The 25230-nt window shown below is 61.9% G+C and carries 18 protein-coding genes; 8 read left to right on the top strand and 10 right to left on the bottom strand.

The window, feature by feature from the left end:
* Positions 1-13: 13 nt before the first annotated feature.
* The 4 genes from ACR9Y2_RS36550 to ACR9Y2_RS36535 form a co-directional block, all read right to left on the bottom strand.
* Positions 14-1639 (bottom strand): hypothetical protein, encoded by a 1626-nt coding sequence (locus tag ACR9Y2_RS36550; protein ID WP_435046848.1) that lies wholly within the window; start codon positions 1637-1639, stop codon positions 14-16.
* A 39-nt stretch (positions 1640-1678) separates the two neighbouring features.
* Entirely contained in the window at positions 1679-2203 is a 525-nt protein-coding gene (locus ACR9Y2_RS36545; RefSeq protein WP_435046847.1) for a carboxymuconolactone decarboxylase family protein, read from the bottom strand.
* A gap of 71 nt (positions 2204-2274) precedes the next feature.
* Positions 2275-2811: a peroxiredoxin gene (locus ACR9Y2_RS36540; protein ID WP_321472073.1), complete on the bottom strand. Its 537-nt coding sequence runs from the start codon at positions 2809-2811 to the stop codon at positions 2275-2277.
* A 24-nt stretch (positions 2812-2835) separates the two neighbouring features.
* Entirely contained in the window at positions 2836-3285 is a 450-nt protein-coding gene (locus tag ACR9Y2_RS36535) for a Fur family transcriptional regulator (RefSeq protein WP_435046846.1), read from the bottom strand.
* Between the two features lie 143 nt (positions 3286-3428).
* On the opposite strand from ACR9Y2_RS36535, the gene ACR9Y2_RS36530 reads away from it, so the two are divergent.
* Together ACR9Y2_RS36530 and ACR9Y2_RS36525 are read left to right on the top strand one after the other, a co-directional pair.
* Entirely contained in the window at positions 3429-4454 is a 1026-nt protein-coding gene (locus tag ACR9Y2_RS36530) for an alpha/beta hydrolase (protein WP_435046909.1), read from the top strand.
* A 13-nt stretch (positions 4455-4467) separates the two neighbouring features.
* Entirely contained in the window at positions 4468-5220 is a 753-nt protein-coding gene (locus ACR9Y2_RS36525) for an SDR family NAD(P)-dependent oxidoreductase (protein WP_435046845.1), read from the top strand.
* A gap of 28 nt (positions 5221-5248) precedes the next feature.
* Here ACR9Y2_RS36525 and ACR9Y2_RS36520 read toward each other — a convergent pair whose 3' ends face one another.
* Positions 5249-7102: a pyrroloquinoline quinone-dependent dehydrogenase gene (locus ACR9Y2_RS36520; protein ID WP_435046844.1), complete on the bottom strand. Its 1854-nt coding sequence runs from the start codon at positions 7100-7102 to the stop codon at positions 5249-5251.
* Positions 7103-7761: 659 nt separating this feature from the next.
* Here ACR9Y2_RS36520 and ACR9Y2_RS36515 point away from each other — a divergent pair.
* Both ACR9Y2_RS36515 and ACR9Y2_RS36510 read left to right on the top strand, forming a co-directional pair.
* Positions 7762-7914 (top strand): hypothetical protein, encoded by a 153-nt coding sequence (locus tag ACR9Y2_RS36515; RefSeq protein WP_435046843.1) that lies wholly within the window; start codon positions 7762-7764, stop codon positions 7912-7914.
* 490 nt (positions 7915-8404) lie between these two features.
* Complete coding sequence (locus ACR9Y2_RS36510) at positions 8405-9190, top strand: carboxypeptidase-like regulatory domain-containing protein (RefSeq protein WP_435046842.1); 786 nt, start codon at positions 8405-8407, stop codon at positions 9188-9190.
* Positions 9191-9312: 122 nt separating this feature from the next.
* On the opposite strand, the gene ACR9Y2_RS36505 is transcribed toward ACR9Y2_RS36510, so the two are convergent.
* The gene (locus ACR9Y2_RS36505) at positions 9313-9888 is read right to left on the bottom strand and encodes a dihydrofolate reductase family protein (protein WP_435046841.1); all 576 of its coding nucleotides are present in this window, start codon (positions 9886-9888) and stop codon (positions 9313-9315) included.
* Between the two features lie 622 nt (positions 9889-10510).
* Between ACR9Y2_RS36505 and ACR9Y2_RS36500 the strand changes: the two genes are divergently transcribed.
* Positions 10511-11851 (top strand): ankyrin repeat domain-containing protein, encoded by a 1341-nt coding sequence (locus tag ACR9Y2_RS36500; RefSeq protein WP_435046840.1) that lies wholly within the window; start codon positions 10511-10513, stop codon positions 11849-11851.
* Positions 11852-12057: 206 nt separating this feature from the next.
* On the opposite strand, the gene ACR9Y2_RS36495 is transcribed toward ACR9Y2_RS36500, so the two are convergent.
* Positions 12058-12603 (bottom strand): hypothetical protein, encoded by a 546-nt coding sequence (locus ACR9Y2_RS36495; protein ID WP_435046839.1) that lies wholly within the window; start codon positions 12601-12603, stop codon positions 12058-12060.
* A 336-nt stretch (positions 12604-12939) separates the two neighbouring features.
* On the opposite strand from ACR9Y2_RS36495, the gene ACR9Y2_RS36490 reads away from it, so the two are divergent.
* A complete protein-coding gene (locus ACR9Y2_RS36490) occupies positions 12940-13212 on the top strand; it encodes a hypothetical protein (RefSeq protein WP_435046838.1) in 273 nt (90 codons plus the stop codon).
* A 180-nt stretch (positions 13213-13392) separates the two neighbouring features.
* Here ACR9Y2_RS36490 and ACR9Y2_RS36485 read toward each other — a convergent pair whose 3' ends face one another.
* Both ACR9Y2_RS36485 and ACR9Y2_RS36480 read right to left on the bottom strand, forming a co-directional pair.
* Positions 13393-14169 (bottom strand): hypothetical protein, encoded by a 777-nt coding sequence (locus ACR9Y2_RS36485; RefSeq protein WP_435046837.1) that lies wholly within the window; start codon positions 14167-14169, stop codon positions 13393-13395.
* Positions 14170-14487: 318 nt separating this feature from the next.
* Positions 14488-15114 (bottom strand): PEP-CTERM sorting domain-containing protein, encoded by a 627-nt coding sequence (locus ACR9Y2_RS36480; RefSeq protein ID WP_435046836.1) that lies wholly within the window; start codon positions 15112-15114, stop codon positions 14488-14490.
* Between the two features lie 259 nt (positions 15115-15373).
* Here ACR9Y2_RS36480 and ACR9Y2_RS36475 point away from each other — a divergent pair, with 259 nt between their 5' ends.
* Together ACR9Y2_RS36475 and ACR9Y2_RS36470 are read left to right on the top strand one after the other, a co-directional pair.
* Positions 15374-16228, top strand: coding sequence for a DUF4159 domain-containing protein (locus tag ACR9Y2_RS36475; protein ID WP_435046835.1), 855 nt, complete (start codon positions 15374-15376; stop codon positions 16226-16228).
* 1316 nt (positions 16229-17544) lie between these two features.
* Positions 17545-21549, top strand: a complete 4005-nt coding sequence (locus tag ACR9Y2_RS36470) for an AAA family ATPase (protein WP_435046834.1) — start codon at positions 17545-17547, stop codon at positions 21547-21549.
* A 49-nt stretch (positions 21550-21598) separates the two neighbouring features.
* Here the strand turns inward: ACR9Y2_RS36470 and ACR9Y2_RS36465 are convergent, their stop codons facing one another.
* The gene (locus tag ACR9Y2_RS36465) at positions 21599-24256 is read right to left on the bottom strand and encodes an ADOP family duplicated permease (RefSeq protein WP_435046833.1); all 2658 of its coding nucleotides are present in this window, start codon (positions 24254-24256) and stop codon (positions 21599-21601) included.
* Positions 24257-25230: the final 974 nt, after the last annotated feature.

Below are 25230 nucleotides of genomic sequence, written 5' to 3'. Positions count from 1 at the left end.
TGCCTCTTTCCTCTTATTCAGAATACCCGCGGATCGTCCAGTCGCCGGCGCTCAGCTCGATGCCCGCGATCATTTCGGAGCCCAGACGGACCAACTGCGCGCCGCCGCCCGCAGGAACCAGTGTATACAGCCGGTTCTCGTCCACTGTGAACCACTCCGGGAACTCGTTCAGCCGGACATAGTTCTTCTGGAAATTGAGGACTCGCCGGTGCCGCGCGAAGTCGAACTCCACCCGTGCCGGCTTGCTCAGGTACAGGCACAGGACCCCGTCGCTTTCCGCCGCGCCCACCAGCAGGCCCGCTGTCCACTGCGACGCCCGGACACCCTTCGACTTCATCAGCGCATGAAGCAGGGCCGTACGGTTGAAGTTCCCCTCCCCATACCAATCCTCCACATGCCCGTCCGGCCGCTGCATCGCCAGCATCACCTTGATCTCCGAATCGATCCACTCCAGCGCCGCCGGCACCGGCTCGCGATTCACCAGGTAGATGGCGCTTTCGATGCTGTCCGCATACCCGTCAAACGAGCCCAGCTTCGCGTCCTTCGCCACGCCCGACGGCTCCCAGCACCAGTTGCGGTACTTGCCCAGGTTCGACAGTACGCGCCGCACGGCCTCGCGGTACTTCACTTCACCGGTGATCTGGTAGTAGTCGTACACCGCGCCGTACACATAGCCCCAGTTGTCGCTCAGCTTGCGGTCAGTCGGCTCCAGCGTCTGCGTGTCGATGGCGTTGTACAGCAGGCCGTCTTCGTTCGCCGAAGCCAGCACGCGATCCAGCATCCGGGCCAGCACCGGCTGGTAGCGCCCAGCGCGGGGCGAGCCCAACTGCGTCTCCAGCGCGAACTGCAGCAGCAGGCCCACGATCATCTCGTTGCCGTGGTCCCGCAGCTTCAGCTTGCTGTCGCCGCTGTGCTTCTGGAAGTTCCAGTCCATGCTCGGCAAACCGTGGTTGCCTGGGAGCACCTCGTGGATATAGGCATCGGCGATGCGCCGCCCCCACTCCAGAAACCGGGCATCGCCGGTCATTAGATAGAGGCGCGGCATCACCTGCAGATAGTCGCCGTTCAGTTCACTGTCGGAGGCCGGCAGCAGCCCAAAATCCGAAGCCACGGCCGCCTGCGCCATCGCGTCGGCCACCAGGTCGATCATGCGGTCGGTCCAAGGCGTTCGCCCCAGATACTCCGTTACCGTGATCAGCCCGTCCTTCGCATACTCCCCGGCCCCGAACAGGCTGGGAGCGCCCAACTTCCCGGTATTCAGATCCAGGTTGCCTGGCACGCCCGCCCTGGCGTTCGTGAAGCGGACCTCATTGCGCAGCATCTCCATCATCCGGCCCTTGTAGAGGGCGGGATCGGTCAGCCGCGCAGTCAGGATGAGATAAGGATATAGATCGGCGCCCGAGTTGTGCGGAGTGTACACCCGCTCGGGCCGGTTGATGCGATCGGGCAGCAGCAGCGTCTTCGAGTCGGCGTTTTTGAGCCAGGCGTGCAGCAGGCGCTGGGCGGCGGCCAGGTCCGCGTCGTAGTGGACGGCGTTGCCGCGCGCCTGGCGCCTCAACTCAGACAGGTCTTTGCCCGCATCCTCACCAAATACCAAGCCCGGCAAAGCCAGCAACAGCAGACCACCCGCGTACCGCATAGCCTAAAGGCATATCACACTGGCGGAGCGGTCACACACCTAGGAAGCGGGCGCTTCGATGACGGACGCCGCGGCATGCAGCGTGGAGGCGATCCGCACGCTGGCCACGACAGCTTCGGCCGCAATGCCCTTTTCCCGGACCACTGCTTCGTGCGACCGTACACAGGCTTCGCAGCCGTTGATGGTCGACACGGCCAGGCAAGCGAGCTCAAAGTCCACCGGATCGCCGCCATGCGTCCGGATCGACTGCATCCGCAGCCGCGCCGGGATGTTGGCGTAATCGTCCTTGCCTACCATGTGGCGGAAGCGATAGAAGATGTTGTTCATCTGCATGATCGCGAAGGCCGCCTTGGCGGAGTTCAATTGGGCGGGCGAGAGCTTCGCCGCTGCTTCGGCCAGTATGGCCTTGCTCAGCGTCTCGTTGCGGCTGGCCAGCGCGCAAGCCACGGCGGTGGTCCAGGTCTGCTGTTCCGTCAGCTCCGACTGGGCCAGCACGCTCTGCACATTCAACTTGATATCCCGGGCATAATCCGGGAAGGCGTCGAGAATTTCGGTGATTGTCATAGGGGAGTTTTCAGCGGGCAGCCGCCAGCGATCAGCCCGGAGGCTGAAAGCTGGCAGCGGATAGCTTCTGCTTAGACGTGAATCGTTTCCTGGCCCTTGTTCCAGTTGCAGGGGCACAGCTCGTCGGTCTGCAGCGCATCCAGGACACGCAGGACTTCACTGCTGTTGCGGCCCACGGACAGGTCGGTCACCATCACGAAGCGGATCACGTTCTCCGGATCGACGATGTAAACCGCGCGCTGGCTGACACCGGCGCCGGGGTCGATGATGCCGAGCGCGGAGCTGAGTTCGCGCTTCACATCGGCCAGCATCGGGATGGGCAGATCCTTGAGATCAGCATGGTTCTGGCGCCAGGCCAGGTGCACGAACTCGCTGTCGATGCTCGCGCCCATCAGGACGGCGTCACGATCGGCGAAGTCCTTGTTCAGCTTGCCAAAGGCCACAATCTCCGTCGGGCAAACGAAGGTGAAATCCTTCGGCCAGAAGAAGAGGACCTTCCACTTGCCAGGATGAGAATCGCTGCCGATCTCCTGGAAGGCGGTCTTGATGTCGTTGCTGACCGTGGCGGTCACTTTATATTCGGGGAACTTCTGTCCAACTCCAAGCATGAGCTATGGTCTCCTTTTGAGATATTAAGGCGTTTTGATGTCGGAAACGCAATCGGGACACAACCCCTGGAACTCCACGCTGTAGCGCAGCACCCGGAAGCCCGACGGCAGTTCCCGTTTCAAATGCACCGGTTCGATGTCGGTCTCCGCCAGGTCCACGATTGCCTTGCAGCGCGTGCAGACCAAATGATGGTGATCGATGAGATTCGCTTCCAGCCGCAGCGACCCGTGATGCGGGCTTACCTCGCGCAGCAAGCCTGCTTCGAGGAAGGTGCGGATGTTCTTATAGACCGTCGCCAGCGAGATCGAAGGGATCTGCCGGCGCACCTCGTCGTAGATCGATTCCGGCGAAGGATGCCCCTTCGAGGCTGTCACCGCCAGGAAGATCACTTCCCTCTGGTGCGTCAACGACAGACCCGCGGCCCGGCATTGCTGCCGAAACTCGCTGAGTGTGTGTTCCTGACCGGACTGCATTTGATAATAACTATTAAACGAGAATCATTATCCAAATGTCAACCGTCTGAGTGGCATGGTCAGGAAGTTTCTCACCAGATCGGGTGATCTGCCGCCAGTGAGGGATTGGGGTAGCCCGCCGATGCCCTACCCGACCACAATTGCTGTGTACCAACCCCGCCACCTTGGCGGACTCGAAACCCATAGGAGCTGAATCCGTAATGCCAGGAACCAAGATGAAGCGCGCACTCGAACCAGGCACTCAGCAGTTTATCGACGCCGTTGCGGCCCAAGGCGGCCCGCCGCTGTATACCCTCACCAAGGAAGATGCTCGCCAGGTGTTGGAAGATGCGCAGGCCATTCCGGTTACCAAACTTGACGCGGACGTCGAAGACCTCATCCTGCCGACTGGCCCTTCCGGCCAGGTGGCGGTCCGCATCTACCGGCCGGTTGGCGCGAAGGGTCCGCTGCCGGTGGTGATGTACTTCCACGGCGGCGGCTGGGTTCTGGGCAGCAGGAACACGCATGACCGCCTGCTGCGGGACATGGTGAACCTGACTCCGGCGGCCTTCGTTTTCGTCAGCTACATGCCCTCGCCGGAGGCGCAGTATCCGGTGCCCGTCGAGGAGTGCTATGCGGCGGCCCGCTACATCGCCGAGCATGGGCCCGACTTCAACATCGACTCGACCCGTCTGGCGGTGATGGGCGACAGCGTCGGCGGCCAGCTCACCGCGGCCGTTACCCTGCTCGCGAAGGAGCGCGGCGCGCCCAGCATCACCCATCAGGTGCTGTGCTACCCCGTGACGGATTCCGACTTCTCGCGCGAGTCCTACCTGACCTTCGCCGAGGGACCGTGGCTGACACGGCCGGCCATGCAGTGGTTCTGGGACAACTTCGCCCCCAACCAACAGGACCGGAAGAAGATCACGGCTTCACCGGCCAAGGCGACGAAGGCGGAGTTGGCCGGCCTGCCCCCGGCTCTGGTGATCGTCGATGAGAACGACGTCCTGCGCGACGAAGGGGAGGAGTACGCCATGAAGCTCAGCGAAGCGGGCGTGGAGGTGGTCGCGGTCCGCTACCTGGCCACGGTGCACGACTTCATGATGCTGAACGGCCTGGCTACGACGCCCGCGACGCGCAGCGCCATCGAGCTTGCAGCGAGCACCCTCCGGAAAGCCCTCGGACTGTAAAGGACTAGACAACATGAACAAACTAAAAGGCAAAGTCGCGGTCGTCACCGGAGCCTCCAAAGGCATTGGAGCCTCCATCGCGGAACACCTGGCCGCGGAGGGCGCCTCGGTCGTCGTCAACTACTCCAGTAGTAAGACGGGCGCCGACGCCGTTGTGGAGCGCATCCAAAAGGCTGGCGGCACGGCGGTGGCCGTGCAAGCCAATGTCTCGAAAGAAGCCGGCGTCCAGCACCTGTTCGAGGAGACGAAAAAGGCATTCCAGAAACTTGACCTACTGGTCAATAATGCTGGCATTTACGAATTTGCCCCTTTGGACTCCATTACGCCTGAGCACTTCCACCAGCAGTTCGACTTGAACGTGCTGGGCCTGCTGCTGGCGACCAGGGAGGCGGTGAAACTGATGGGTCCGGAGGGCGGCTCCGTGATCAACATCAGTTCCATCGTTGCTCCGATGCCGGTGCCCACCGCGGCGGTTTACTCGGCCACGAAAGCGGCGGTGGACGCGATCACCGTGGCGCTCTCGCTGGAACTGGGTCCGCGCAAGATCCGGGTGAATTCGGTGAACCCGGGCATGGTGGAGACGGAAGGCCTGCACTCCACCGGCATTGCGGAGAGCGATTTCCGCAAGCAACTGGAGGCCTCGACGCCGCTGGGCCGAATCGCCCAACCGGACGATATCGCCAAGGTGGTGACCTTCTTTGCAACGGACGATGCGGGTTGGGTCACTGGCCAAACCCTGCTGGTGACCGGCGGCCAGCGTCAGTAGGTTTGGGGGGCTCGCGCCCCCCTTCGCTTTACTTCGGCAGGGCGAAGGCGACGTAGCTGCCCTGGATGGGTTTCTGCGTGCCCGGTGTGAGGCCTTCCTGGGCCGCGGCGCAGAAGACCACGTATTCGCGGCCTTCGGCTTCATAGACGGCGGCCATTCCCTCCAGCGCCGCTCCGACTTCCGCTTCCCAGAGAATCTTGCCGTTGTCCACGTCCAGGGCATGCACCTTTTTGTCCCGGGTACCGGCGAAGATGAGGCCCCCGGCGGTGACTACCGGGCCGACTTTGGGGTAGTGGGAGCCGGTGTCGTGGATGCCTTTGGCGGCGAGTTCGGGTACTTCGCCCAGTGGAATCTTCCACTTGATGGTCCCCTCGTTCAGGTCGTAGGCGGTGAGTGACGACCATGGCGGTTTGATGGGCGAGAGGCCCTGGCTGTCGAGCATGAAGCCAAAGCCGCTGTAGTAGCGGACCATCTCCGCCTCGGGATTGGGGGCTTTGCGGGGCTCGCCTTTGGGCTCGAGCTTGAGCATGGCGGGCAGGTCCTTGGAGACGACGTAGAGGAGGCCTTGCGAGGGGTTGACGGCGGCTCCGCTCCAGTTGGCTCCGCCGTTGTTGCCGGGCATCTGGACGGTATTGCGTTTGCCGGGCGGGGTGAACAGTCCTTCATTGCGGGCGCTGAGGATTTCGTCCTTGAACTTAGCGCGGTCTTCGGGGGTGAGGTAGGGGCTGAGGTCGTCGACGGTGAACTTCTGGCGGGAGAAGGGCGGCGGCTTGGTGGGGAACGGCTGGGTGGGCCAGGTGGTTTCGCCGTCCATATCGGTCTGGGGTACGGGGCGTTCCTCGATGGGCCAGATGGGTTCGCCGGTGACGCGATTGAAGACCCAGACGAAGCCCTGTTTGGTCACCTGAGCCACGATGTCGACGATTTTGCTGTTGTGGTGGATGGTGAGGAGCTTGGGGGCGGTGGCGTCGTCGTAATCCCAGATGTCGTGATGGACCATCTGGAAGTGCCAGAGGCGTTTGCCGGTGCGGGCGTCGAGGGCAAGCAAGGAGTCACTGAAGAGGTTGGCTCCGGCGCGGTCGGCTCCATAGAAATTGTATTTGGCACTGGCGGTGGGGGCGTAGAGGATGCCGCGTTTGACGTCGAGGGACATCTCGCCCCAGACATTGGCGCCGCCGACATTCTTCCAGGCCTCTTTGGGCCACGTTTCGTAACCGGCCTCACCGGGATGGGGGATGGTGTGGAAGGTCCAGACGAGCTTGCCGGAGCGGACATCGAAGGCGCGGATGTCTCCGGGGGCGGAGCCATAGCCCTGGTTGGTGGCGGAGCCGAGGATGAGGAGATCCTCGAAGACGCGGCCGGGGGTGGTGGACTGGACGAGGGAGAGGGTTTCCGGATCGCGGCCGAGTCCTTGTTTCAGGTCGACGCTGCCGTTTGTGCCGAAGGTGTCGATGGGCTGGCCGGTGCGGGCATCGATGGCGCGCAGGCGGTGATTGCTGGCGAAAAGGAGGCGGCGGTCGGAGCGGTCCTTACTCTCCCAGTAGTTGAGGCCGCGGTTGGTGATGATTTTAGTGTCGGGTTCGGGGGTGTAGGTCCAGAGTTCGGCGCCGTTGACGGGGTCGAGGGCGACGATGCAGTTCTTCCTGGCCATGACGTACATGCGGCCGTCGGCGATGAGGGGATTGAAGAAGTACTTGCTGCCGTCGCCCGTCTTATAAGTCCAGGCGGGCTTCAACCTGGCGACATTGGAACGGTCGATCTGCTTGAGATCGGAGTACTGCGCCGCGTCGGGGGCACCGCCGTAATCGCGCCAGGTGCCATGGGTTTGCGCGAGCAGGGGCAGCGACAGGAGCAGGACTCCGCGAAGGGAATTGGATAGCAACAGCAGGTCTCCAGTGTGGGATGGCCGGCAGGACCGGAGCCGCCGGGTGTATGGGGCTATCTTATCGTGGACGGGATGGGTGCCAGCTGGGTGTGGAGCGAATGGGTTTGATCGCTCAAATTTCTCGAATGGGCTGGATTTGGGACCGAGGCGGCAGGCCCCGGGTTGCGCCTGACGGCTGGCTGGAGTGGCGGGTTGTGGGGTGGCAGCAGGTTGCTCGAATGGGTTTGTTCCCTCAAATTGCTGGTATGGGTTGGCCTTGGGATAGCGGAGGCAGGTCGCGGGTTGCGCCTGAAGGCTGGCTGGAGCGGCTGGTTGCGGGGTGGCAGCGGGTTGCTTGAATGGGTTTGTTCCCTCAAATTTCTTGAATTGGTTAGTGGCGCCGCCTGGCCGCATTGGCCCTTGTGCCAAGCGCGCTAGCTGGTTCAGCGACCTTTCCACACTCTGCCATCGCATATTCGTGAAACTCCTTCGTGCCCAGGAGCGTGAGGGTTGACCGCAGGAACCGGCTCGACTTCAGGGGATAAGTTACTGAATTGATGGGAGAAGATATTTCCCGGCGAGGCGTGACCGGTTTGCGGCACTGCCCGGAAAGGGACCTGATCTTTCTGTGCGGATTGGCATAAGGACGAGTTTCGTTTCTCCTGATCCAAGCTAGCGTGATGGATGGCAGAGGGTTATGGGCGGTGATCGGCAAGCTGCGGGCGAGGCGCGGTGGATGGGCCTGGCGAATCGCCACGGTGGTGGACTGTCAGGGCGGCGAGTGCCTGGGCGACCTGATTGAGGCGGCGGACGGCTGTTCGACAGCCTGAGTGAAGATGTCTTCTATCTGGCGCCAGCGGTCGGCCGTCATGACTGAGTGTGGCGCGGAGTTGGTTCCCGCGCGTGGCTGCATCCCCTCGAGCGGCCGTCCTGAGGGACGGCTTAATGGAGGTATCGTAGCACGGGGATTTTGGGTTGGGGGTGAAGGGGGTGGGCGGACATGAGGGGGACGGGTAGCCCGTCATTGACGTTCCGGGACTGGTTCTGGGGGCGCTGGGCAGCGCGGATGGAGCGGCGGCAGGACCTTCTCGTGATGGGCGCGATGGGGCGCGGTTGCGAGGCTCCGTTTGACTTCGTTGGTAGTCCTGGGGCGAGTGAGGTTCGGCGTTGGGGAAGCTGGCCAGGGCGGACGGCTGTGCCGGAAAGACGGGGCTGCCTGCACGGGTGACCTCACCGCCTGACGAGTCCTCGCGGCTTTTCGATCAGCGCGCCGATGAGAACTGCCGCGTCCTCTCGGTCGAAACAAAAGGTGCGCGCAGAATGCGAGAGCATCTGAGCGAAGATTACGATGGCTGTATGTTGAGGATTGCCGCCGGGCTCTTTCTGATTAATATTTGCGTGCAGGCGCAAGGATATTCTGATCATCTGCTACCCCAAGCACGGCATATTGCCGCCAAGGTGCTGGATGATGACGGCAAACCGGTGGAAGCGGCGCGTGTCGATCATACGGATATTCCCGGCAAAGCGATCATGACGGATTCGGCTGGCCGGTTCGTGATTGATACCAGGGCGCCCTTGATCGTGATTCGCAAAGCAGGATTCCAGAGCGAGGCGGTGCACACGCAGGATGCCGGCGAACTGGCGATTACGCTGCACAAGCGTGGAGCGGACCGGTCCTTCCCCACCTGCCTGAAGGGCCAATCGTACGAGGGGATCGAAGGCTGGTCCGCGGCGTTTCAGTTTCCGAGAATATCCGGGGTGGTGGCACGCCTACAGGGCCAGGACGTTGACTATGGGGCGCGAAGCTACTACATCCAGACGAAAGCGGGGCGGAAGGGCATCCAGCACGGCAGCGGACCGATGTGGAGCGTAGGCTTGCCGTACTCGCCTTTGGTGTGGAGTTCCATTCAGTACGAGGAAAGGTCGTTCCTGCTCGGAAATTCTACGATCATCGATGCCAGAGGGCAGCTTTCGAACGGGCAGCGGTGGAGGTTTCTAGGCAAGTTTGGGGAATCGGCGTCGTACTCGGAGGTTGACGAGGCTGCAGCGAAGGAACTCGACAAGGTGCTGGATGGGGCTTGTGCGTACGCGCATGCGGCTCGCTGACGGCGAGCGGACGATCCGGGCGGTTTTTTGGATGTCGGCAAAGGTGTTTGCTGAACTGGCGGGTCCGCCAATATTGACGATTGCCTGTGCCTTGCCGTTCGCACTGGGGTGGATGAGAGTGGCTAGTGGAGGAGGTTGTAGCGGGCCAGGATGAAACCGTTGGGGTAGACCTTGTGCTCCAGAAGCAGAGTGGACAGGGCGGCGGGTAGTGTATCGAAAAGGGGGATGCCGGAGCCGAGGAGCACGGGGTTGATCTTCAGGATCAGCTCGTCGATTTCCGGAGCGAGGGCCGAGGCGAGTTTGCTGCCTCCACAGAGCCAGATGTCCTTGCCGTCTTCGGCCTTGAGGCGGCGGACGAGGGCTAACGGATCCTTCGGGTGAAGGTGGACGGCCGGATCCGGGCTGCTGGTCATTGAGCGGGAGAAGACGTATTGGCGGAGTGGCGCATAAGGGTTCGTGATGCCTTCGCGGAGCCCGACCTCGTACGTGTTGCGGCCCATCAATACGGTGTCGAAGCGGCGGGCCTGGTCTGAGATGCCCAGGGCCGGACGGATGTGCGCCGGGAATGTTTCCGGGTAGTCTTTGAAGAGATCCGGGCAGTGCTCACCTTGGAAGAGGAAGCAGTCGAAGGAGCCGTCGATGCTGGCGATGAAGCTGTCCAGCGTGCAGGCCACGTAGTAGACCAAGTGTCTCGGCATCCGTCCTCCTTGGGTCTATGTTACGCCTCGGCCTTGGGGGAGGCGGACGCGCGGGGGCCGTGGCCCGCTCCTTCCCAGTCGCGGTTCGCAACGCGGTGGGGACCACTTCCTTACGGTCGTGGTTCGTTGCGGGCGGGCCATGCGGGGGTCTCCTGAAGACGTGCGGGGGCCTTGGCCCGCTCCGTTCCAGTCGCGGTTCCGACGCGGTGGGGACCACTTCCTTACGGTCGTGGTTCGTTTCGGGCGGGCCATGCGGGGGTCCTCTGAAGGCGCGTGGCGGGCCGTGGCCCGCTCCTTGCCAGTCGCGGTTCGCGACGCGGTGGGGACCACTTCCTTACGGTCGTGGTTCGTTGCGCTGCGGGCCATGCCGGGGTCTTCTGAAGACGCGTGGCGGGCCGGCGCCCTGCCCTTGTTTCTTTGCAGTGAGCTGGCCGCGCTTGCTGCAGAGGTTGCGGGCTGGATTTGCGGCTTTGCGGTTTGGATGGTATCTTCGGGTCAAGGCGTACGAGGCGCCTCCTGTCCGCGGAAAGGACCGAGTCCACTCGTTGGCGTTCGAGACCGATACGAACATTCTTTCGGCCTGCACAAGCGGACATCAGGCATAGCGAAAGGACGTTCGTTTATGCAGAGACCTCTTCCGGCTCAACCGAGCCTAATTCAACTGAAGCATCAAGCCAAGGACCTGCTGAAGGAGTTTCGCGACAGCGAGGCTGCGGCTGTGACGCGGTTTCACGAGCTGCATCCCCAGGCCGGCGGACCGGAGGCGGCGACGCTGAGCGACGCGCAACTGGTGATCGCCCGGGAGTATGGGTTTTCGAGCTGGCCCAAGCTGAAGCAGCACGTGGAGCTGCAGACTGAGGTCGAGGCGCGGGTGTCGCGGCTGCAGGCCGAGTTCGCGGCTGGAGACCCGCAGACGAAGCAGCGGCTGCTGCAGCCGGCGCACGCCCGGGAACGCTTCGAGAACTATGATCCGCGGGCTGCCTCGCTCTCGCACCGGGACGCGCGGCTGCTGGTGGCGAATGCGGAGGGGTACGCATACTGGGAGAAGTACGACAGCTATCTGCATCTGGATCCGGGGGTGCGGGCGGCGATTGCCGCGGTTCGGAGTGGGGACCTGGCCGCGTTGCAGGAGATCTTGCGTTTGGATCCGGCGGCGGCGAGCCGGCAGTGGGTGGCGGGCTTCGCGGCTCCGCAGCCTCCTCCTAACGATTCGATTCCATTGTTCTGTGTTTCGGAGGCGGTGTTTCGTGGGACGAACCGGCAAGGGAACGAGTACGAGCTGACGCGAGCCTTGATTGCGGCCGGTGCGGAGGTCGAGGTGGATGGCGGGCAGCCGTTGACGTCGGCGGTGAGCTTCGGAGTGTTGCGCGTGGTGGAGGCGCTGCTGGATGGCGGCGCGCAGGTGGATGGCGTGGATAGGGATGGGCTGCCGATGGGGTACGCGATGCACTTTGCGTTCCAGGAAGTGGCCGAGTTGCTGGCTGCTAGAGGAGCTCGACTCGACCTGCGATTTGGGGCCGGGTTGGGGCGGATGGATGTCGTGCGCGGCTGGTTCGAGGCGGATGGCTCGTTGAAGCCAGGGGCGGGCGCGCTGGCCGATCCGTATGGGCTGGAGCGGAAGCTGAAAGGCTTGTCGCCGTTCCAGTGTGAGCGGACTCGGGCGAACGTGCTGAGCCAGGCGCTGTACTTTGCTTGTGTGAATAACCGGCTGGAGGCGGCTGAGTATTTGCTGGGGCAGGGTGCGGAGATCAATGCGATTGTGCCGGGGCTGGATTGCCGGGTGACGGTGCTGCACCGGATGGCGACGATGGAGCGGTATGGCGATGTCGTCGTGCGGTTCTTGCTGGAGCACGGTGCGGATGTTGGAGTGCGGGATCTGGATTACCGGGGGACGGCGGCGGATTGGGCCCGGCATCATGGGCGCGGGGAGATGGTGCGGTTGCTGGGGGAGGGGCGCCCATAGTGCCAAAGCCTGATCAGGAGTTTTTGACTGGCTTCGCTTCGCGTGGAGGTCGCCGAAATTTTGTGGGGTGAGACGTGTGATTTCGCAACTCTCACGCGCCCCACTTCGCAGGGATCCTGAATCGATCGGACGGACGTCCGCTTCTCCCTGGATGGGCGGAGCGAATGTAAGGCCTAGTGAAGAAGAGAAGAGCCGCCGCCCGGCGCTCACTCTAGGATTGTCACGCCATCGGGCATCTGTCCGCGTCTGAAGGCCTCCCGATGGGCGAGGTTGCCAAGGTCCAATTCAAAATGCCTCCATAGATCTCCGGTGAGTAGGCCGACATTCCACGTACCTTCGGCGGAATCGCTGAATTGCCACAGAATCGTGTATCCGTCTTCGTTGCTGAAGCCCTCGCCGTCAGCCTGAAGAATGCCTCCGGCAATAGTCCAAATCGCATTGTAGACGCGATGCAGTGGTGTCCAGCCGTCGTTGATGTCAGTTCCGCTGAGCAACTGGAAAGCGTAGATTACTTTTACCCGTGGAAGGTACTGCTGAAGCCACTCGACAGACGATTGAGGCTGATACAGCGGCAGTTCATCCAGGAATTCCTGCAACTCCTCAGCACCGAGTTCGCCTTCCACGACCGGGTTCCGTTCGATCACTGCGATCTCGATGCCATCGGGATGCTTGAGAACGGCTTGCTGCCATGGCGCTTCCTCGTCGCTGGATTCAATGAGAGCTGGAGCCGCGGTCGTTCGCAGGTCGGCCAATGGAACGTCATCCAACCTCGCGCCAAGGATTCGAATGTAGTACCCCATTTGTATTGGTCCTCCCAGTTTGTTCAATTCCGGCGGATTCAGGTCAATTGTAGCCAGATGTAATCTCTGTCCATCTGCTGTGCCGCGTTATGGTGATCGTCACGACACGGTGGGGGCGCACCTGCTACTGTCGTACCGGGAATGGAACTCTTCGGATTGGCCGCCGCCATCCCGGCGGCATTCTTGCTCAGTGCACTCTATCGGGCTGTCCTCCTGAGACTACTTGCACGATTCGAATGGTTGGCCCGCCTATTCAGGCCGGCGTCCGCCGTGGTCATGGGTCTATTCGTGGCCGAATTGATATTGTTGGCGAGCGTGGGCAGTATTCGCATCCAGGAACTGTCCGGGTCGATCTTCTATGTGGGACATTTGATCGTCTTCCTTCTTGGCACACCTGCTTTGGCGAATCTCATTCTGATTCGCGGCCGTGACAGGGGTGCCTGCACCTGGTACGTCGTCTCGCTTTCGTGTGCCGCGATGGCCTTTCTTCTGGTCCTGCTCCAGTACACAGTGAGTGAGGAGCTTTTCGGAATCGATGGGGACGGGGTCCCGTTCGGGTGACACGATGCAGCGACGATTCCATCGAAAGGACTTCTCGCCAAGTGCAAGTGCTATCCATTCGGGTCCGGGCATCTGCGTTACCCGATACTTGCTGACAGATGGCCGGAAACGCCGACATTGAGCAATGGCGCGGACTACTGCGGCGTCATGGGAAGGGATACTTCTTCACCAGCCACGCCGCTACTGTTTGGGGCCAGACCGCATTCGCCAGAAATCCAGATCCGGCGCCGCGAATTCGTCAGACACCCAACTCATGGCTGGCTCCACTCGCAGTAACCGCTGCTCGCGCACCAGGATCGTTTCCGACATCGTCTTAGAGGCCGTGCTGTCGTGTCCGCGTCCGCCTGCCTCGCGCCGCGAAATCCCTTCATCCAGCACGCGCAATGAAGTCATTGGCGCCAGCAGCAGATAAGTCCCCGATGGAGCCCCGGCGAGCACCTGATAGGCCATATCGGGCCGGTCCAGGTTCATCGTGTCGAACGCATTGCGCCGGTATCCGGCCACCGTCGCAAAGCCCCCTTCCATCCCCGGCCGCACGCGGTAAATGGTGACGTGCACGTAGCGCGCCCGCGCCAGCGCCTTCAGCGCCTGATCCGGCCGGTAACTGGCGTCCGGACGATAGATCGCCACCATGGCCTTGCTGGGCCCCAACACCTCGTCGGCGACAAACCCGTTGTCTCCGTTGCCCGCGCGCGGCCCGTCCACCGGATTCAGCCGCTTGTCCAACTCCTCAATGCTGGCAAAGGAGTCGTGCGCTTCCAGCGCCCAAGCCTCGGAGACGCCGGTCAGGGTCGTCAGTCCCCACACATTCAGCGGCGCCTGCAACTCTGCATAGGGCCGCATCGGCCGCGCATCGCCGCCCGCACGCCTCACCAGTTGGAGCAGCTGCGGAGGTTCCCCGCCACTCTGGGCGAACGAGCAGGTCAGGCAGACGCAGGCGAGTAGAGGCAGTCTCATGGCTAACTCCTATGACGCTCGATGCTGTCATTTCGTGGAGTCTTTCGCGCCTTTTTGGCGTTAACTTGCTCGGGCATTCGCACAAGCGCTTCCGGTTTACCTGTAACGAACGGGTGGATGCCGTCGCACTGCCCTGTCAGCCCGTGGCAATCGCACGCGCTCAGTGGAAGGAAGAGGGAGGGAGAGGAACCAGCGGGTCCGGGCAGCGCCGGATCTCAGCGGGAAGAGGTGGTGCAGGAGCCGAGTGATACCGCACAGGCGGAAGATCGGCGTCGATGGGCCAGCGGGGCGAATGGGGGGACAGAGTCCCCCCGCCGGCTAAGCCCGCCTGCGCCGGAACCAGACCAACCCGGCCAATCCCAACCCCAGCATCGAAACCGTACCTGGCTCGGGAATCGCTGCCACGCCCAGCGAGTAGTTCACATTGCCAGCCAACGTCCGCGGCGTGAATGAATTGCCACTGAACGCGACATCGTCGGTTCTCGCTGTGTCACTAAACAGGCTCAAATCTGCATTGCTCCAGGTCGTCGTCGGCGGTGCCACGAAATTCCCGTTGTAGTAGATCCCGTGTTGAAAGCTGGTCGAGTGCAAATACACCGCCAGCGTTTGTCCCGCCCCGATCGTAATCCCGCTTGTCAGCGTCAGGGGAGCCAAAGTCGTCGTGCCCGCCGTGTTGGCGACCACCGTCTGTGTCAGGGTCCAGCCTGCGTTGCTATTGTCAAACCCAACATAGGTACCGGGTCGTGTGTAAACCTCCACCGTAGCGGTGGCCGGAGCTCCATCAAAGAACAGATCGAAGCTCGTCACTGTGATCGCGGAACCTGCGGCAGTCATGTCCATGAAAATGCCGCCAGCCCCGTTATTAGCCACAGACGCGGCGTTCAGAGTTGCTCCATAGCTCAAGCCAGGGGCAATCAGCGCCGCCAAGAGAAATATAGTCTTCAAAACTGGATCTCCTCCTCTTTTCCTTCCCAGGGGTCAATCGAGTATACACGGAACACTCGCTGCAACCTTCTGCTTGCAACAGTTTTTTTATGGCGCAACGGCCCAACTGGGGTGAGGATCGGTCCGGGCAGCGCCGGTCCGCAGCGGAATGGGGGCCGCAAGCGCCGACTCGTCCCGCCCGATCCGAAAGATCGGCGTCGACGGGCCTACGGCGCGAATCAGGAGGGGGCAGAGTCCTTGTGCTGTGGAACGGAGAGGGATGGAGTGGACCAAGCCAGTCCGGGCCGCTGTTTCCGGTCTTGCCGTGATTGCCTCGCTTTGCGCTTTCCAACGGCCGTTTCGTGAATTTCCCGGCGTTGAGTACAGTCCTGGGGAGATTCCGCTGCCCGCGGACCACCAGGAGAAGACAGAGTTTGCGTTTGCCCGGCTGATGTTTCCCGGCGGCGGGGTGGATGACGGCTACTACCCGCGCTACCAGGGCGACTACCGGTTGGGGCTGTCCCTGTGGACGCAGGACTACCCTCGGGCGGACCGGCATTTCTCGCTCGCTGTGCGGCGGTTGACGCGGATTCATACACGGTCCGTGGAGCAGGTGGTGGATCTCGACTCGAACGAGGTTTACAACTGGCCGTGGATTTATGCCGTGCAGGTGGGGGAGTGGGGGTTGACGGAGAAGGAAGCGCTCGCGCTGCGGGAATACCTGCTACGCGGGGGGTTCTTCATGGCCGACGACCTGCATGGGCAGTATGAATGGGACCTCTTTGCACGGACCATGAAGATGGCTTTTCCCGACCGGCCGATTGTGGATATCGAGGATGCGGACGCGGCGTTCCACACGGTGTATGACCTGGACGAACGGTATCAGTTGCCGGGCTGGGCGCACTTGGGGCAGGGGTATAAGCGGCCGATTCATGCGATCGGGCCGGAGGATGGGAAGGGCGCGCACTGGCGGGGGATCTACGACGACCAGGGGCGGTTGATGGTGGCGATCTCGTACAACTCGGATGTCGGGGATGCCTGGGAGTGGGCGGATGAGCCGCAGTATCCGGAGAAGTGCGCGGATCTGGCGATCCGGTTGGGGATTAATTATATTGCTTATGCGATGACGCACTGAGGGGGGCTCTAGTTGCTCTAGTTGCGGAACGTAGACGCTAGGCCCAAGAGGCCATCCTAGTGATGGGAGACGGGCGTTCCCCGCTAGCGGCGTTCCCTCCGGGAGGCACAGTTCGTTTACGCCGTATCTCACGACGAATCCCGCTCGGCGGTCGATCAACAGTTGAGCATTTGTTGTGGCCCTTGCAGCATCGACACAAAGTTCACCTCAACGATTCGAGGACGGGCGGCCCGAATTGAGAGCCACCGCCAGGGCCGGCAGGTCGGTCCGGCACCTTCAGGAGCGTCAATCGAGTGCAATTTCCATCAGAGACCAGGGCATACAACGGCGCTCCGTCCTGTGCGCGGAGGCCTGAGACGACGGACAGGACACACCCCTCCGGCTTCCCACGGTCGGTGCGAACAGCAATTCGTGCGCATCCGGTTGCTCGCTCCGCTTGAGTGCGGCCAAATCCAGGCATGCACGCGCGGCGAAGGAGCACGGCGATTGACAAATCCGGTGCACCCGGTTCCGATGTGGGCAACCTCAATGGAACAGAGGCAGTCCTTACGAAGCACGCAGAGTCGTCTCGGAGGATTGGAAGAACTGTGGGTGGCCTAGGCTGGAGCGTGGTGAGGTCCCGGGAGAGGGCGGCTTCGCCCGTAACGCTCAGAGAGTCAGATCCATCCATGAGGAGACAGTCGTACTTCTGAGGGGGCTTCGCATCGCGCACCGCCTGACAATCCAGACTCAGTTCGGTCGACGCTTAGGCGAACCGGCTGAGCTGGATGCCCTGTGCTTGGGGAATGAACAGGGCCTCCCGCGAGCCGCCTGGGACGTTGCTCCCGACTCGCTAGTTTCCATCCAGGTCCCTTCTGACCAATTCCGTGGCCCTAGGATTGGCGAAGCTGAACAAGAGCTTTTCGAAGAGGAATCTGCCAAATAGGGCGGAGCGTGCTCTCCGTCGGTTGGATTCCGGAGATCGCATTGGGCTCGATTGGTTGGGCCGACGGGTCGGCCAGGCAGAGCGGAAGCAGTGTCAGCGCGACTGAGATCGCCACGCAGGTTTCAAAGAAGGCCGGCAGGAAACGGCTGCCAGAGCTGGTTCAATTCTCCCGTGAAACTAGATCTGGAGGCGGGCAAGGTCGATTCACCCGTTCAATATTTAACTATTCGATACTGAACCTTATTCCCAGTTCGATTGTGAACACGCCCTTTTCATCGACATTGCACAGTCGCTTCGTCACGTGAACGCATTGCGGAGCACGAGAATCAGTGGAAGAATTGGGGTGATCACCTGTGTACTCGGCAAATCAACCACAAGAACTCGCAGTTACATGACAGAAACAGATCCCCTTCGTCCACTTCACCTTCACACGATCGATAGTCTCTGCGCAGACTTAATCAGCGGTCGGGCTATTGGAGTAGGGAAGCAGAACCTTGCGCATTCGCTCAATTCAGCTGCTTCGAGGTCGATCCTGAATTGGTATCGCCAGAATCGCTCGAAGTGGGAGAGCAACGTGATGGAGCGCGATGTTGAATTAGTAGCCGAGGCGGCCGCAGGTACCCCTCCAACCCTGGCCGCACTAGGTGGCCCCGTCCAGGCCAAGGCCCACAGACTTCGACTCACTAGGATTGAGGCTCACCAGTTTGGCGGACTGCATGCTTGCTCATCCAAGTCGGAAATCCCGGCAAACTTCCTCTTTGAGCCGAGCAAGCCAATCACCCTCTTTGAGGGATGGAATGGCTCGGGCAAAACTTCGCTCTTGAACGCAATAATCTGGTGCTTGACCGGACAACTCCTCAGAGCGCAGCGCAAGCCGGAGCAAGGAAACCTGGAGTTTGAGTGCCGCATTGAACGCGGATCTCCAGAGAAACCCGAAGAATCAACCCAACACAAGCTCACGCCTGTCAGCCCTCTGCCCAACTCCACTCGGTTTGTGCCAGATTTGGCGCAAAGCAAGCTGCCCATAGATACGTGGGTCGAACTCACATTCGAGAAGGAAGACGGCCAATCCATCGAACCCATCCGGCGGACACAAAGCCGTAATTCGCGCGGTTCTGTGATTGAAGTTGAGCCCAAGCTGGCCGCATTGGGAGTCGATCCCATCGCAGTTCTGATGGGAACGACCATGCCCGGACTGATTCCGTTTGTTCAAGTCGGGTCGGTGTCGGAACTGGGCCAGGCTGTTGCTCAACTCACGGGCTTGGCGGGACTGGTTGACCTTGCACGACATGCTACCAGGGTCCAACAACGGCTCACTGGAGACCTTACGAAATCTCGCTCGTCGGAGATCGAACGACAAGACAAATCGTACAAAGCGATTTCTGAAGAACTTCACACACTACTTACCGAAAACCCATCTATTCATCCAGCAGTCCCGCTCCCTTCGCCTTCGGCGGATAGATCTGTGGAGGCGGTTCTCGGCGTGCTCGAGGAGCACTTTGTGGGGTGCAAGAGTAAGACTCTAGAAGAGGCGCGGGGGGTCCTTGGGCCTTCTTTTGACCCGTCCAACCCTAAGGCGCGAAATGATCTTGAAGCGAACATCAGGCCGGCCCTGGCTCAGCTTGATCAAATCCGCCAACTCGAAAGTGCGGCGCGGCTGTCGAGGCTTGGCAAGCTCGGAGAGGAGCAGTTAGTTGCAGCCGAAGCCATAGTATCAGAGGTGCACGAGGAGGCATCAGTACTGGCAGAGTTGGCCACGACTCCGGTTATTGCGCGTCGCAAACAACTCTACGCTCGCGTAGCGTCATGGATGAAGGAACAGGAACTCGAGGAGGTCACAGATTGTGTCGTATGCGGGGGAAGCCTTGACGGAGCGATCGACAAGGCATCAGGCAATCCGGTCCGTGACCACCTACGGGAAATGCTGGAGGGCAACGCGGATCTGCTGGGGCAAACGATCCGAAACTGGTGCGCAACATGGGTACGCAAACTGCCGCACGCTTTACCAGAACAACTACGTCCGGAGCTTTACACGGATTTGCCCGCCACGCCCGCGGAACTGATCAGGAAGGCCCTCAGCGCAGAACTCTTTGAGACTCTGCCCTTTCAGGGCACTTTGTCATCCCTGAGTGCAAGCACGAAGTCCAAGTGCGAGGAGGTGATCCAATCACTTCCGCTCTTCGACGAACCCCGCCCCACGGAATTCCCACCTCTCGTCGCAGAATCGGCGAAGGAATTGCGGGCGCTACTCTGCCGTCTTGGTCGCGTTATCAGTTTCTCCCGATGGAGATATATTCACCGTGAACCGGTCAAAGAGGCATTCATATCGATCATCGGAGACAGGGTCGCTCATGGCGAACCGGTCGGCCCAACTTCCCCGCTGCGTTCGAAGCTTTTGGCCCTGCATGAAGCCGTGGAGAACGCTCAGCCAATTACCAGAGCCGTATCGCTATGCGGTCGAATGTCAGGGGAATTAAAGGTTCGTCGTGAAAAGGAAGCCTGCATCGAGGCATACCGCCAAGCCGCGGAAGCGATAACCGAGGTGATCCATCTTGGCCAATTTGCCCAAAGACAAGTAGAGGATCTTCGCAGCATTCTCGAGGAACGGGCCATCCATTGGCGAAGCCGCTTCTATCAGAATGCGTACGCTTTTTCAGGCCATTCGCTCCTTGGCACGGAGATGGACTCGAAGGGCACGGTGAACATCTTGGTGGGCTCCTCTGGGACTCTGGCCCCTGCGCAGCATATTTCGAACTCGTCAGCACTCAGGGCGAGCCTCATGGGTTTCTTCCTAGCGTTCTGGGAGTACGTACTCAGAGAACGCGGCGGTTTACAGATTCTTCTGTTGGACGACCCTCAGGAACTGCTAGACGACCACAATTTAGATCGCCTGGCACGTTCGCTCCCGGAACTCGTCGAAGTTGGCGCGCAGATTTTTGTTACCACTCACGACCAACGGTTCGCGAGAATGGCGGTCGCTGAGGCACGCAGGCATAGTAAGATCGAGCATCGCAGCGTTCACCCCGTTAATAGCGGAAGGTCCACGATTGCAACTTCCCCTACCGTCGAAGCTCTAGATGAGAAAAGGACCGAGTTCGAGAACAATCCAGATGTCACGGCCATCGCACAAGATTACGTGTCCGAAGCTCGGGTGTTCATTGAGGCTAGACTCGCCGACCTATTTGACGATCCCACCTACCCAGCATATTCGGCTCCGACGAAGGCCCCGACCTTAGCCGACCATCTCGCGCGGTTGCGCCGCCTTGTCAACTCTCCACCGAACGATTTGTTTCGAATCCCGCTCATTGTAGATTTCTGCCGCGATCAGGCACTAGCCCAGGATGCCGCGTGCCTCTTACTGCTGAACAAAGCGCACCACAACAAGGCCAACATCACCCCGAACGAGGTGTTTCTCGTGCAGGAAGATCTGAAGCGGCTTCGGAGGACTACCGAAGCGCTTCATGAGGAATTCCGGCGTTGGCGGTGGCGAGAACCTGGACCAGAAGCAGTTGCCAAGGTAATTACGCTCCCGGAGAGTATATATCCCACATTCAGTGTGAAAGTTTATCCCGACCTAGCCGCTTTTTCGGGCCGATGCCCCGGAGGGGAGGCGCAAGACTGCGAAGATGCGGACTTCCAGAGCACCTGGTTCGAAGACAAGACGTTCTTCTACCTTAAGTGCGAGCATCTGGGCTTCGCGGCGCCACGCGGCTCACTGGTTGTAGTTGAGCGTGACGCAAAGCCGGGCAACGATCGCAACCTCGTCATTGCCCTGATCGACAAAAAGATCTACGCGCGGCGGCTGCTGCGATCCGCAAATGGAGGGACCGTGTCGCTTGCCGCTGAGAACCCAAACCCACGGAAGAACCCACCGACCCTCGTCGTGGACTCTTTCGCCGTACGGATTCACCGCATTGTCGGGGTCTTGTTTGAAGATATGTATCCGCCACAAGAGAAGCAGGATGCGGTGCAGCTAGATCAGGCTAGCATCCTTGCACAGGTTTCCATTGCATACCGCGTACGCGACGATAGTGCGCTGCCCCTCGCACTTCCGCGTCAGTTGGTGCTTGGAGGTCCCCGCATCATGCCCGCTGAACTAGATGGGTATGAGGGGAAACTCGTGGCACTAACCCTCGATGATGGCAGTGGCATATTCAAGCGCGTGGGACCGCAGTTGCCTAAATCCATGGCTCCCTTGCGAATGTTCGAATCTATTGGCGGGCTTGGGGCCTCGGAGATTGTCGCAACCGAAGACCACGGTGGGCGGTTCTCAGGTGTGCCAGTGATGGCATACGCGCGCCAAGTCATTGGTGTAGTCTACGAGGAAGCTGGCGCGACGCCACGACAGACTGGCGGATTGGGAGATACTACCAAGAGTAAGAGAGCCGATGGTTGATTCGTCTTCATCGTCTTCATCCCGCCGTTCAATTCTCCGGCGGCTGCGACTACTCGGCCCTGAGCGCTACGGTGGGTTCCACCGACATGGCGCGAAGCGCGGGGAAAATGCCCGCCAGGGCTCCGGCGGCGAAGAGGACGGTGACGGCACAGGCCAGGGTGAGGGGATCTGAAGGGGCCAGGCCGAAGAGAAGGCTGCGGAGCAGGCGAGCGGCGGCCAGCGCGGAGGGGACTCCTATCGCGGCTCCGGCGGCCAGCAGGAATAGCGTCTCCTTCATGATCAGCCAGAGGACGTCCGATCTTTGTGCCCCCAACGCCAGACGGACTCCGATTTCCGCCGACTGGCGCGCGACGCGGTAGGCCAGCACGCCGTAGATGCCGATGGCGCTCAAGGCCAGCGCCAGCAGGGCGAAGAAGCCGGCCAGGGCGGCGATCATGCGGTCCTGGCGCAGTTGGGCCCGGACCACTCCGGGCAGGTTTCGGATTTCGCCGAGGAGCGCCTCGCCGTCGATCGCTTGGACTTCGCGGCGCAGGGCCGGGATCAGGGCGGCCGGGTCTGTCCTGGTGCGGACGTGCACTTCGAGAGAGGCCCGGGGCGGCGATTGCCACAGAGGGTAGAAGACCATGGGCCGGAGTTTCTCGCGGATGCTGCCGTACTTGGCGTCGCCAACGATTCCGACGATCTCGTAACGGCCGGTGGAAGAGGGGCCCAGGTCACCGAAGTGCTGCCCGATGGGGTTGCGCGTGCCGAAGAATCTCCGGGCGAAGGTCTGGTTGACCAGGGCCGTGCGCGGGGCCGTTTCGTGGTCCCCTTCACCGAACTCACGTCCGGCCAGGAGGGGGATGCCGGTTGTCGCAAAGAAGCCAGGACCGGTGAGGTTCATGGATACCTTTGCGTCCTTCGCGGGTGGCGACTGGCTCTCGATCCAGACGGTCTGGTTCCAACCGCCATTGCCGAAGACGGCGTCTCCGGCCAACGCCACGCTCTGGACGCCCGCCAACGCGGAGACACGCCGGATCAACTCCTGGTAGAACTGCCGGCGGGCTTCGGACTCCGCCGCGGCCGGTTGGACGCTGAGGAGCAGGAGATTGTCGCGCCGGAGGCCGAGGTCGGCGGAACCGAGGTTTCTTAAGCTGCGCGCGAAGAGGCCCGCGCCCACGAGAAGAATCATCGAGAGTCCGATCTGCACGGCCAGGAGGATGCGAGCCCAGGGGCGGTGCGCCGGGCTGCCCGGGCGGCCGGCATGGCGGATGGAGCCGGAGATGCCGGCTCGCGTGGCCCGGAGCGATGGTAGCAGGCCGAACAGGAGTCCGGTGGCTACGGAGAGCGCAACGCCAAAGGCCAGCAGCCGGTAGTCGAGGCGGAAGTCGAGGGCGACGCGCAGCGGGTCCCGCGTGAGGAAACCGACCATCAGGGGATGCGCCCAGCCGGCTACGAGCAAGCCCAGCGCGCCGCCGAACAGGGCGAGGAGCAGGTTCTCCGTCATCAACTGGCGGACCAGCCGCCAGCGGCCCGCTCCCAGGGCGAGGCGGATGCCGAGTTCGCGGGAACGGGCGGCGGAACGGGCGATGAGCAGGTTCGCGAGGTTGGCGCAGGCGATGAGGAGGACCAGGCCGGTGAGGCCGAGCAGGATTTTCAGCGTGGCGGAGTAGTCCCAGTAAGTCCAGCGGACAGTGGAGGTCCCGGCGGCGGCGGGATTGACGAGGAGCCGTTGGGCGAGGAAGGCGTCGCGATCGTGTTGCGAGGCGTGTTGGAAGCCGGCGGACTGGGACTGCAGGGCCTGGCGGAAGAGCGGGTCGAGGCGCGCCTGGGCGGAGGCGGCGGAGAGGCCGGGCCGCAGGCGGCCGAGGATCCAGACCTCGCCGGGATCGGGGTTGACGGAGAGGGGGACCCAGAGGTCGGGGACGGCGGCGCGATCGACACCGAAGAACTCGGGCGGCATGATGCCGATGATGGTGTAGCGTTCTCCGGAGAGGCGGACGGCGGCGCCGAGGGCGGAGGGATCCTGGCCGAATTGCACGCTCCAGAAAGCGTGGCTGAGGACGGCGACGCGATTGGCGGCGGCGGTGCGGTCATCGTCCGGACTGATGGTGCGTCCGAGGAGAGGCCGGACGCCCAGGGCCGGGAAGTAGGATCCGGAGACCTCGTGAGCGCGGGTGAGCCGGGGCGGGCCGCTCGTCTGGAAGGCGGGGTTGGCCGAGCGGATGGCGAAGAGGTCCGACAGAGCGTCGTGGTCGCGGCCCAGGAATTCAAAGACCTGGTACGGGAGATTCGTCATGGTGGCGTCGGCGCCGGCCCGGGCGAACTCCACGAGCTGCTGGGGGTTTTCGACGGGCAGGGTGCGGAGCAGCATGACGTCCATCAGGCTGAAGAGGGCGATGTTGGCTCCGATGCCGAGCGCGAGGGAGAGGACCGCCACGAGGGTGAAGGTCGGAGTGTTGGCGAGCGTGCGGACGGCGTAGCGGAGGTCCTGCCATAGGCCCTCACCGGTAGGGAAAGTCCAGAGGTCGCGGCAGGTTTCACGGATGCGGGTGGCATTGCCGAACTGGCGGCGGGCGGCGGCCCGGGCTGCGGGGTCCTCGCCACACTGTTCGGCGCGCATGGCGTGGTGGAAGGCGAGTTCCTCGTCGAGGTCGCGTTCAAGGCGGCGGCGGTGGAGGAGGGCCCTGCATCGAAGACGGAAGGCGGTCAGGCGTTCGAGGAGCATGTGGGGCTTCCGGGCCGGGTGGAGTGATTGGCTCCTTTTCCCATAAGTTCTTTATGGGAAGCCTAACACCGGAGAATTCTCGAGGCAAGAAGATTTTCGGACCTGTAACGCTAATTTGAAGAAAAGATTGAGGATTAATTACATTGCTTATGCTATGACGCACTGAGGGGGCTGGAGGGTTGCCTCTCTACTCGGTGGTCATCCTGGTCTTTTTTGCCTCCATAGCAGACAGACATGCACCAGTAGCAGTACAACGCCAAGACCTCCCAGGAGTTGGCCGACGGGCAGCAACCAGGGGCGGCTGGATTTGTCGCTGGCTAACATGCAGATCAAGCCCACCATTGTGGAACCGCGACCAATTGCTATCAGGGTTTTGCTCACTTGGCCAGTATGAGGCCGGCGTCAAGAGCGGGCTGGCTGGCCACGGAATGGCTCGGGGTTCGGCGCGGCAATTTCCTCCGGTTGGGTGGGGTTTGACGGCTGGTTCCCACGCCGGTTAGGACGCGGTGGTGGCCCGTCGCTTGCGCTCCGGGACTGGGTGCGCGTAGCCCGTCACTTACGTTCCGGGACTGGGTGCAGGGGCCCGTCGCTCACGCGGCCCAGTGGGCCAGGTTGACGACATGGAAGACGGGCGTTGGTTCGTGGCCCGCTCTTTTCCAGTCGCGGTTCGCTGCTCGGTGGGGACCACTCCCTGACGGTCGTGGTTCGTTGCGCGGGGACTGGGACGGGGCGGCGGCGGTTGCGTTGAGGACGGGCTTGCGATTGAGCGCCCGAGAAGATGGCCGGCTCGAGAGCCGGCCCGCAAGCCTGGTGGCTCGCCCCACATCTCGAGTGCGTTTTGTCCTCGTTGGGGGGACGGGCGGGTTGTGGTTGACGCCTTTGAGGACGCGCGTAGGGCCGTGGCCCGCTCCTTTCCAGTCGCGGTTCGCAGCGCGGCGGGGACCACTCCCTGACGGTCGTGGTTCGTTGCGCTG

Source organism: Paludibaculum fermentans, assembly GCF_051172195.1.
GTDB classification, from domain to species: domain Bacteria; phylum Acidobacteriota; class Terriglobia; order Bryobacterales; family Bryobacteraceae; genus Paludibaculum; species Paludibaculum fermentans_A.
Note: the sequence above shows the minus strand (reverse complement) of the source record. Positions and strands in the feature narration are given on the sequence as shown.

Bases quoted from the DNA above. Each gene is read 5' to 3' on its own strand.
- ACR9Y2_RS36485 (WP_435046837.1), bottom strand. From the start codon at position 14,169: ATGAGACTGCCTCTACTCGCCTGCGTCTGCCTGACCTGCTCGTTCGCC.
- ACR9Y2_RS36550 (WP_435046848.1), bottom strand. From the start codon at position 1,639: ATGCGGTACGCGGGTGGTCTGCTGTTGCTGGCTTTGCCGGGCTTGGTA.
- ACR9Y2_RS36470 (WP_435046834.1), top strand. From the start codon at position 17,545: ATGACAGAAACAGATCCCCTTCGTCCACTTCACCTTCACACGATCGAT.
- ACR9Y2_RS36540 (WP_321472073.1), bottom strand. From the start codon at position 2,811: ATGCTTGGAGTTGGACAGAAGTTCCCCGAATATAAAGTGACCGCCACG.
- ACR9Y2_RS36545 (WP_435046847.1), bottom strand. From the start codon at position 2,203: ATGACAATCACCGAAATTCTCGACGCCTTCCCGGATTATGCCCGGGAT.
- ACR9Y2_RS36475 (WP_435046835.1), top strand. From the start codon at position 15,374: ATGGAGTGGACCAAGCCAGTCCGGGCCGCTGTTTCCGGTCTTGCCGTG.
- ACR9Y2_RS36505 (WP_435046841.1), bottom strand. From the start codon at position 9,888: ATGCCGAGACACTTGGTCTACTACGTGGCCTGCACGCTGGACAGCTTC.
- ACR9Y2_RS36510 (WP_435046842.1), top strand. From the start codon at position 8,405: ATGCGAGAGCATCTGAGCGAAGATTACGATGGCTGTATGTTGAGGATT.
- ACR9Y2_RS36525 (WP_435046845.1), top strand. From the start codon at position 4,468: ATGAACAAACTAAAAGGCAAAGTCGCGGTCGTCACCGGAGCCTCCAAA.
- ACR9Y2_RS36535 (WP_435046846.1), bottom strand. From the start codon at position 3,285: ATGCAGTCCGGTCAGGAACACACACTCAGCGAGTTTCGGCAGCAATGC.
- ACR9Y2_RS36465 (WP_435046833.1), bottom strand. From the start codon at position 24,256: ATGCTCCTCGAACGCCTGACCGCCTTCCGTCTTCGATGCAGGGCCCTC.
- ACR9Y2_RS36500 (WP_435046840.1), top strand. From the start codon at position 10,511: ATGCAGAGACCTCTTCCGGCTCAACCGAGCCTAATTCAACTGAAGCAT.